Origin of the sequence: Maribacter sp., assembly GCF_016744255.1 — a bacterium.
In the GTDB taxonomy this organism is placed as follows: domain Bacteria; phylum Bacteroidota; class Bacteroidia; order Flavobacteriales; family Flavobacteriaceae; genus Maribacter_B.
On the sequence record NZ_JADGES010000122.1, the window covers coordinates 1 to 9246 of the forward strand.

At 31.2% G+C, this 9246-nt stretch carries 6 protein-coding genes; 3 read left to right on the forward strand and 3 right to left on the reverse strand.

Annotated elements, in window-relative coordinates:
* Positions 1–187 precede the first annotated feature (187 nt).
* The 3 genes from QZZ51_RS15020 to kduI are packed head-to-tail and all read right to left on the reverse strand — an operon-like array spanning position 188 to position 3027.
* The gene (locus QZZ51_RS15020; protein ID WP_291871132.1) at positions 188–1369 is read right to left on the reverse strand and encodes a DUF4861 family protein; all 1182 of its coding nucleotides are present in this window, start codon (positions 1367–1369) and stop codon (positions 188–190) included.
* Positions 1370–1382: 13 nt separating this feature from the next.
* Positions 1383–2174, reverse strand: coding sequence for a gluconate 5-dehydrogenase (locus tag QZZ51_RS15025; protein ID WP_291871133.1), 792 nt, complete (start codon positions 2172–2174; stop codon positions 1383–1385).
* Between the two features lie 10 nt (positions 2175–2184).
* The gene (gene kduI, locus QZZ51_RS15030) at positions 2185–3027 is read right to left on the reverse strand and encodes a 5-dehydro-4-deoxy-D-glucuronate isomerase (RefSeq protein WP_291871135.1); all 843 of its coding nucleotides are present in this window, start codon (positions 3025–3027) and stop codon (positions 2185–2187) included.
* A gap of 307 nt (positions 3028–3334) precedes the next feature.
* Here kduI and QZZ51_RS15035 point away from each other — a divergent pair, with 307 nt between their 5' ends.
* The 3 genes from QZZ51_RS15035 to QZZ51_RS15045 all read left to right on the forward strand — a co-directional run.
* Positions 3335–4363: a LacI family DNA-binding transcriptional regulator gene (locus QZZ51_RS15035; RefSeq protein ID WP_291871137.1), complete on the forward strand. Its 1029-nt coding sequence runs from the start codon at positions 3335–3337 to the stop codon at positions 4361–4363.
* Between the two features lie 45 nt (positions 4364–4408).
* A complete protein-coding gene (locus QZZ51_RS15040; RefSeq protein ID WP_291871139.1) occupies positions 4409–8536 on the forward strand; it encodes a hybrid sensor histidine kinase/response regulator transcription factor in 4128 nt (1375 codons plus the stop codon).
* 165 nt (positions 8537–8701) lie between these two features.
* Positions 8702–9246, forward strand: a 545-nt coding sequence (locus QZZ51_RS15045) for a carboxypeptidase-like regulatory domain-containing protein (protein ID WP_291871141.1), incomplete at its 3' end; no start/stop codon positions are given.

A 9246-nucleotide genomic window follows, 5' to 3' on the forward strand; every position in this document is an offset into this window, starting at 1 on the left:
GGTAGGGTTATCTCTGGTGAGTAACTATTTTTAGGGGTAAATTTATTATAAGATAATAAACTAGAGCTATTCTTAGGTCTTATATTTTAGTAAAGCAATAGTTTAAAAAGGATTTGTATGGAACTTAAAAAAATAGCATAATATATAAATAAGCTTTGGGGGACACGTAGTTATATATTATGCAATTTTAACGATTGAGTACTTTAACTTGTAATGGATTGTTAATTTGTTGACTAAATTTATTTAAGTAATCTTCCCAATCTTTTTTGTTTTTGAACTGTCCGCTCTCTTTCCAACCAAAACCAGCATAATAAATTACTTCATTATTTTCTACTTTTAATTTTGCATAAGCATTGTTTAAGTCTTTGGTTTCAGAGGTATAGGTTTCATAAGCAATAAAAGTACTTTTAGGAGCTAAAATAGCTGTTCCTAGCTCTGATTCTCCATGGGGTTGCCAATAACTTACCCAGCCATTGCCATTACTCCCTGTAACGTTACCATCTTTTTCATGAAGCGTTAGCCCTGCTGAAATTGTATTACTTCCTTGAATAGAAGTTTTAAATTTGGAGAGATTATTACCTAAATCTAAACTTATAACTTTAGACTCTATGATTTTATTTCCATTTGCATCCCAGTCTTCATAATTTAAATAAAAACTTGTTCTAATTGGTCCTGTTGTTAGCGTTTTCCATTCGGAATAGTTTTTAGAAAAACAATAAGTGCTATCTTGTTTAATACCAATCCCCCCAACACCTCTGCTTATACCAACATGAAAGTTATCTAGACCTTCTCCAGTATCTTCATGATACGTACCATCTGTTTCCGTTTCCTTTTTATACCATTTATTAATAATAGGATAGTCTACTTTTTTTAACCAGGCATCAACACCACTAGACAATGTACCGCCAGGGATACTATCTTCAATCATTTTTTGTGCTGTTGGGCCATAAACGCGAAAAGCTACTTTGTCATTTTCCCAAGTATAATCATCGGTACGCTCTGGTACAAAACGCGAAAAACATAATTCTGGCGCAGTAGGCTTTTCTGTTTTTTTAACGGTAACTATTTTAAAATTAACTTCTGAATTTGCTTTAATTTTTGGTTGAAATAAAATAACATCTAAAACACCATCGCTATCGTTATCTACAGTTTGTGTTAGCTCTAGCTTTTTTGTTTCTGTATTTAGAATGCCAGTTGTAGAGAGGTCTTCAACTTTTAAAAAAGATTTGGTTAATTCTATGGTCTCGAATGTTCTTTCAACATTAAGTGTATTTTTAACGCTAATAGTAGTTGCTTCCTCTTTGTTTGCACAAGAAGAAAGCAACAATAATGTTAAAGAAAATAGAATCGATTTACGAAGTCGTTTCATTTGTTTAAATTTTTTAGTTTTCGTTTGCTGGTTTACCAATAGTGGCTAAAATTCCTCCATCAACATAAACCACGTGCCCATTAACAAAATCACTTGCTTTAGACGCTAAAAATATGGTAGCTCCTTGCAAATCATCTGGGTTTCCCCAACGTGCGGCTGGTGTTCTTTTAATAATAAAATCGTTAAAAGGGTGTCCGTCTACTCTAATTGCAGCTGTTTGGCTAGTAGCAAAATAGCCTGGTCCAATACCATTTGTTTGGATATTAAATTTTGCCCATTCTGTAGCCATACTTCGGGTTAGCATTTTTAGACCGCCTTTTGCGGCTGCGTAGGCACTAACGGTATCTCTACCTAATTCGCTCATCATTGAGCAAATGTTAATTATTTTTCCGCCACCTCTTTCAATCATCCCTTTGGCAACATATTTAGATACTATAAACGGCCCTACAAGATCTACTTTTATAACTTGTTCAAAATCTGCTGTTTCCATTTCAATGATTGGCGTTCTTTTAATGATGCCCGCATTGTTTACTAAAATGTCTATTGGGCCTACTTCAGCCTCAATTTGTGCAATTGTTTTTTCTGCGGCTTTGTCATCTGTAACATCAAATACATAACCATAGGCGTTTAAACCACAGGCTTTATATTCTGCAATGGCTTCATCTAATGCGTCTTTTGTATGATTATTTACTACAATGGTTGCTCCTGCATTTCCTAGACCTTTTGCCATTGCCATCCCTAGACCATGAACAGCACCAGTTACCAATGCTACTTTTCCTGTTAAATCAAATAATTTAGTTGACATATTTTTAAATTTATTTTAATTCGTTTATTTTACAATGATCCATATCTCCGTAGTCTAAATTTTCACCTGCCATTCCCCAAATAAAGCTATAGCTGCTTGTTCCTGATCCAGAATGTATAGACCAAGGTGGCGATATAATAGCCTGGTTATTATTCATCCAGATATGTCTGGTTTCTTGTGGTTCTCCCATAAAATGGCAAACAGCTTGATCAGTTGGGACTTCAAAATAAAAGTAAACTTCCATTCTTCTATCATGTACGTGAGCTGGCATGGTATTCCAAGAGCTTCCAGATTTTAAAGTAGTCATACCCATTTGTAATTGGCAAACATCAACCACACTATTAACTATGTATTTTCTTAATGTTCTAGCGTTTGCTGTTTCTGGAGAACCTAATTCAATAACTTCTACATCTTTGATTCCTATTTTTTTATTAGGGTATGCTTTATGTGCAGGAGTAGAGTTTAAGTAGAAACGCGCAGGGTTGTTTTCAGATTTACTAGAAAACGCAACATCTTTATTTCCTTGGCCTAAATATAAAGCCTCTTTATGTTCTAATATATAAGATGTGCCATCTACGGTTACCGTTCCAGTTTCTCCAATATTTATTATTCCTAACTCTCTTCGTTCTAAAAAGTACGATGCCTTTAAGGCGTCAATTGTTTCTAATTTTAAAGGTGTCTTGGTAGGTACGGCACTACCAGTCATAAATCTGTCGTAATGAGAATAAACAAAATTTATGACATTGGAAGTCATTAAATCATCGATTAAAAAATCTTTTCTTAGTCTTGTTGTATCGTAATTTTTTACATCTTTAGGCGAAGATGCATAGCGAACTTCATATTTGGTTTTCATAATATTTTAGCTTCTAATTAGTAGTATATTATTTTTTTTATTTTGTAAATGATTATAGAATTTTAGGTAAAAGTAATAAAAAATACCAAAATACAATCGATTGTATTTTGGTATTTTTATATTTGTAGAATAATATATGTATAAAATAAAGTATTTGTAGGACTATGATGCCTGCAAAAAAATCTATTTTAAAGCATTAACTTATATTAATAAAAAAAGGATATTTGCTATTATTTGTTTTAGATAATTTTTTAAGGGTTTATAGAATATTAAAAGAAAGTAAATAGCACTATTGTTATAATTAAGAATGGAGAATAATAAAGTAACTATACATGATATTGCTAAAATTTTGAGCATAGATAGTTCCACTGTTTCAAGAGCGCTAAATAATAGTTCAAGAGTTACAAAAAAAACAAAAGATAAGATTATAGCAAAGGCTAATGAGCTAGGTTATAAGAGGAATCATTTGGCCTCTAACTTACGAAAAAGTAAAACTTTTACCTTAGGGGTTATAGTTCCAAGAATATCTCGTCATTTCTTTTCTTCGGCAATAGCAGGTATAGAAGAGACTGCTTATAAGAAGGGCTATAGCGTAATTATTTGCCAATCACTAGAGCAGTTAGAAAGGGAAAAAAATATAGTTGAAATTTTATCGGCAAATAGGGTAGATGGAGTTCTAATGTCAGTTTCAATGGAGACGGAAAATTACCAACATTTAGAAGACCTTAAAAAGAGAGGAACACGTTTGGTTTTTTTTGATAGACATTGTGATATTCCAGATAATAGCAATGTTCTTATTGATGATTTTCAGGCCGGTTTTGATGCTACGGAGCATTTAATTAATAATGGATGTAGAATTATTTCGCACTTTTCGGGGCCGAAAAACCTTGAAATATATAAGAATAGATTTAAAGGGTATAAAGCAGCACTCCAAAAGCATGGAATAAAGTTAAGAGATGAACTTGTTTTGAGTTCGAGCTTGATGGAAAAAGATGGTGTTGAAAATATTAAAAAAATATTATCTCTTCCGTATAAAGTTGATGGTATTTTTTCTGCAAACGATGTGGCAGCAATAGGTGCTATTCAATATTTAAAAGAAAGAGGTATTAAGGTGCCAGAAGATATTGCTATAGTTGGTTTTAGTAATGAGACTATTTCTTCTGTTATTGAGCCATCTTTAACAACAATAAATCAATCTGGATTTGAAATTGGAAAAACGGCGGCTACTTTATTATTGTCTCAAATAAAAGAAAACTCTAGTGACATAATAAATGAAACTATAATATTAAAATCAAGCTTAATAGAGCGAAAATCATCAGCAAGACAAAATAACTAGCTAAAAAATAGTCATAACGTACTGTTTATTTAAAAGACCACGAGTATGAAATTAAGAACCCTTATATTATTTCTTTCTCTAAATGTAGTAATAACTTCCCTTTTGGGTCAGGGAAACACGAATGAATATAAAGCTTTAAAATTTAAACATTTTTCATTAAAAGATGGCTTATCTCAAAGTTCTGTTCTATCTATATTACAGGATAAAAAAGGATTTCTATGGTTTGGTACAAGGGATGGGCTAAATAGATATGATGGGTATACTTTTAAAACATATAGATACAACTCCCAAAATAAAAATAGCTTAAGTCATAGTATTATAAAATCTTTGTTCGAAGACGAACTTGGAAATTTATGGGTAGGAACAATTAATGGGTTAAATAGGTATATGCCAGATAAGGATGCCTTTGAACGATTTAAGCAAACCAACAATGAAGGAAGTATCGCAAACAACGAAATATGGAATATTGAGGCAGAAGATAAAGACCACCTATGGTTGGCAACTAACTTAGGGTTAAAAAAATTTAATATAAAAAGTGGGATTACTACAACTTATAAAAACCTAAAGACAGACACTAGCAAATTAAATGACAACCAAGCAAACTCGTTATTAAAAACAGCAGATGGTAATTTATGGATTTGCACAACAGTAGGTGTAGACGTCTATAATCAGAAAACAGACAGTTTTAAACATTATGCTTACCCACACGATTCATCTAAAAAGATGAATTATGTGCCTGTACTCTATGAAGATAATAAAAAGCAATTATGGTTAGGTTTTAAAAACGGGTTGTTCTTATTTAATAGAGAGAATACTACTTTTGAACCTTATAAAATAGGCGTAAATAATACATTGGCTATTAGTGATGAAGTAAGAAGTATAAAAGAAGACTACTTAGGAGATTTATGGATAGGGACGTACAATGGACTTTATGTTATTAATAGTAATAGAAATTCTATTTCACATTATGTTCACAATGAAAATAGCTCCAATAGCTTAAGTCATAATTCTATATATGACATATTTGAAGATAGTAAGGGAGATATTTGGATAGGGACCTACGCAGGAGGAATAAATTATTATGATAGAAGCTTTGATTTGTTCAAACATTTTTCTTCAGGAACAAACAATTCTAAACTAAATTATAAAGTAGTTAGTTCTATAATAGAAGACCCTAGCCATAATTTATGGGTAGCAACAGAAGGTGGGGGAATTAACTTTTTAAACAAAAAAACAGGATTGTTTAGTTATTATACTCATGATGATAACAACCCTAATAGTCTTAGTGCGAATAATGTAAAATCAATGATCCGTACTAGAGATGGAAATTTTTGGATTGGTACACATGAAGGAGGTCTTAATTTTTTAAACACCAAAAAACTTCCCTTTAAATTTAGAAAGTATAAAAATAAAATTGGAGATAGTACAAGTTTAAGTAATAATAGAGTTATCTCTTTATTAGAAGATTGCCATAACAATATTTGGATAGGAACTTCTGGAGGAGGTTTAAACGTTCTAAATGTTCTTACCAATACAATAACAAGAATAAAAGATCCAACAGATTTAATAGGTTCTCTTATCTATACTATAACAGAGACTTCTGATGCTAACACCTTATTAATTGGTGGAGCTAAAGGTTTAGTTAAAATGGATATTAAAACGCATAAGATTAACCCAATACATTATAAAGAGAAACAAAGCGATTTATATAATACAAGTGCAACACTTTGTGTTTATGAAGACCCAAGACAAAACCTTTGGATTAGTACAGAAGGGGATGGATTGTATTACTATAATTCTACATCCAAAAAAAGTATAAAATATGGCATACCCAATGGCTTGCCAAACGAAGTAATCTACGGTATTTTACCAGATAATTATAACCATATTTGGCTAAGTACCAATTATGGTTTGAGCCGACTTAATATAGATTCTAAACAGTTTAAGAATTTTGATACTTCCGATGGTTTAGCAGGAAATGAATTTAACTATGGTGCTTTTTTAAAGTTGAATAATGGCGATTTAGTGTTCGGGGGAGCTAATGGGCTCGATTTTTTTAACCCTAACGACATTGTTGAAAACGCCTTTGTACCACCAGTCTTTGTTACATCAATTCTTGTAAATAATAAACCATTACCAAACAAAACAAAATTTAAAAATGAGATTCATTTAAAATATTATCAAAATGTTTTCAGTTTTAATTTTGTTGCGTTGAGTTATTCCCAACCAAATAAAAATCAATTTGCTTATAAGCTAGATGGGTTTGATGATGATTGGAATTATATTGGAAATAAAAAATCTGCTACGTATACAAACTTAGATGCAGGGTCGTATGTTTTTAAAGTTAAAGCATCTAACAGTGATGGTTTATGGAATGAAAAAGGGGAAGAAATTGTTGTAAATATTCTTCCTGCTCCATGGAAAACGTGGTGGGCTTTTCTTATTTACGGAAGTATATTTATAGCTATACTTTTAGCCATTCGAAAATATAGTCTTTTAAGAATCTATGAAAGAAATGAATTAAAACAGGAGCGCTTAGAAAAAGAAAGAATAGAGGAAATAAATCAAATGAAATTAAGGTTGTTTACTAATATCTCTCATGATTTTCGTACGCCATTAACTTTAATTGCTGGGCCATTAGAGCGGATGATAAGCAAGAAATCTGGAGATGATTTTATACAAAAACAGCATGAAAATATATATAGGAATGTTAACATATTACTGCAACTAATTAATCAGTTACTTGATTTTAGAAAGAGCGAGTCTGGTAAATTACAGCTAAAAGCTTCTAAAAATAAAATTGTTTCTTATATAGAGAATATTAAACTTTCATTCGATGAGTTAGCAAAAGAAAGAAACATCAAGTATACATTTAATTCCTCGAATGAAGATATTAATGTTTGGTGTGATAAAATAAAAATAAAAAAAATTGTTCTTAACTTACTTTCAAATGCGTTTAAATTTACAGCAGATTATGGGGAAATTTCTATTGACGTTTCAACAATAGAAAGAAAAAGTATAAAAGAAAAAAAAGAAAATTGTTTTTTTAAGCTAGTTATAAAAGACAATGGAATAGGTATTCCAAAAAAGAATTTAAAATTTGTATTTGACCGTTTTTATCAATTAGGGCAAAATGAAAATACTCGTTCGGGAACAGGAATTGGTCTAGCTTTAACAAAAAGCCTGGTAAAGCTCCATAAAGGAACAATTAAAGTAACTAGTATAGAGGGTAAAGGAACCTCCTTTACAGTATTATTACCTTTAGGAAAGAAACATTTAAGTAAAAAAGAGATTATAAATGACTCAAGAGCTAGTGAGGTTGTTGAGCAAGTTTATTTAGACAAAGGTATTCGTTCAATAAACCAATTGAATACAGGAAATCAAAATAAAATTAAAGAAAATATTAGTATAAAGAAACCCCAAGCAACCATATTATTGGTCGAAGATAATATAGAGGTAAGAACATTTATTAAGGACATTTTTAAAGATAACTACAATATTTATGAGGCCAATAATGGTAAAGAAGGGATAGAGATTGCTAAGAAAAATGATATAGACCTAATTGTAAGTGATGTTATGATGCCAATAATGGATGGCATAGAGTTATGTAGTAATATTAAATCTAATATTTTAACAAGCCATATACCAGTTATATTATTAACGGCACGAACCGCAAAGAAATCTCAAGATTCGGGTTATAAGATTGGTGCAGATGCCTATATAACAAAACCTTTTGATGCCAACATACTTGAAGTACGTGTAAGCAACATATTAAAATCTAGAAAGAGTTTTATTAAAAAGTTTAAAAAGGATATTATTTTAGAACCTAAGGATGTAACAGTTACTTCGGCAGATGAGTTGTTTTTGCAAAAGGCTATTGATATTGTGGAACAAAATTTATCGAATTCAGATTTCTCTATAAACATGTTTATAGCAGAAATGAGTATGAGCCGTTCTGTTTTATATAGAAAATTAAAGGCCTTAACGGGTCAATCCATTACAGAATTTATTAGAACAATTAAATTAAAAAAAGCAGGACAATTAATTTTAAAATCAGAATTAAACATATCAGAGATTGCTTTTGAACTAGGTTTTAATGATTTAAAATATTTTAGAAAATGTTTCCAAAAGCTGTTTAATGTTTTGCCTTCTCAATACAGAGAAGAAAATTAAAAATGCAGGTATTTTTCGCTGTACCTAAGTTTAAATCCAAATTTTATATAAAAGGAACAGATAGCCACTTCTAAAAGACCTTCTTACCCCCCTTAAATGAATGTAGATACGATCTAAATTTACATCTAAACTAGCGAGGTATAACTAAACCTAAAAAACAAATTAATGAAGAATTATTTCAAACTATTTTTAATAAAGTCAAAAAGTAGTAGAATCATATTTTTTATGATTTTATTTGGAGCATTGTGTAGCTTCTCTACTTATGCACAGGTAAAGACTATAACAGGGACAATTACAGATGAAATTGGAACGCCACTCCCAGGAGCAAATGTTATAGAAACAGGAACATTAAATGGAACTACGGCAGATTTTGATGGTAAATATACAATACAAGTAGAGGACGGAGCTTCTCTAAGTTGTAGCTATATAGGGTACAAAACCGTAGTGATGGTAGTAACAAACCAAACTAAAGTAGATTTTCAATTAAACCCAGATCTGCAACAATTAGATGATGTGGTTGTAATTGGTTATGGCTCAGTGCAGAAAAAAGACCTTACAGGTTCTGTAGCCATATTAAAAATGGATAAGCTAACCGAGGCACCAGTTGCTAATTTTGATGAAGCTTTAGCAGGGCGAGTAGCAGGCGTACAAGTAAGTGCGGGTAATGGAGAGCCAGGAAGTGGCTTAGATATTGTAATTAGAGGAGGTAA

Bases quoted from the DNA above. Each gene is read 5' to 3' on its own strand.
- QZZ51_RS15020 (WP_291871132.1), bottom strand. From the start codon at position 1,369: ATGAAACGACTTCGTAAATCGATTCTATTTTCTTTAACATTATTGTTG.
- QZZ51_RS15025 (WP_291871133.1), bottom strand. From the start codon at position 2,174: ATGTCAACTAAATTATTTGATTTAACAGGAAAAGTAGCATTGGTAACT.
- kduI (WP_291871135.1), bottom strand. From the start codon at position 3,027: ATGAAAACCAAATATGAAGTTCGCTATGCATCTTCGCCTAAAGATGTA.
- QZZ51_RS15035 (WP_291871137.1), top strand. From the start codon at position 3,335: ATGGAGAATAATAAAGTAACTATACATGATATTGCTAAAATTTTGAGC.
- QZZ51_RS15040 (WP_291871139.1), top strand. From the start codon at position 4,409: ATGAAATTAAGAACCCTTATATTATTTCTTTCTCTAAATGTAGTAATA.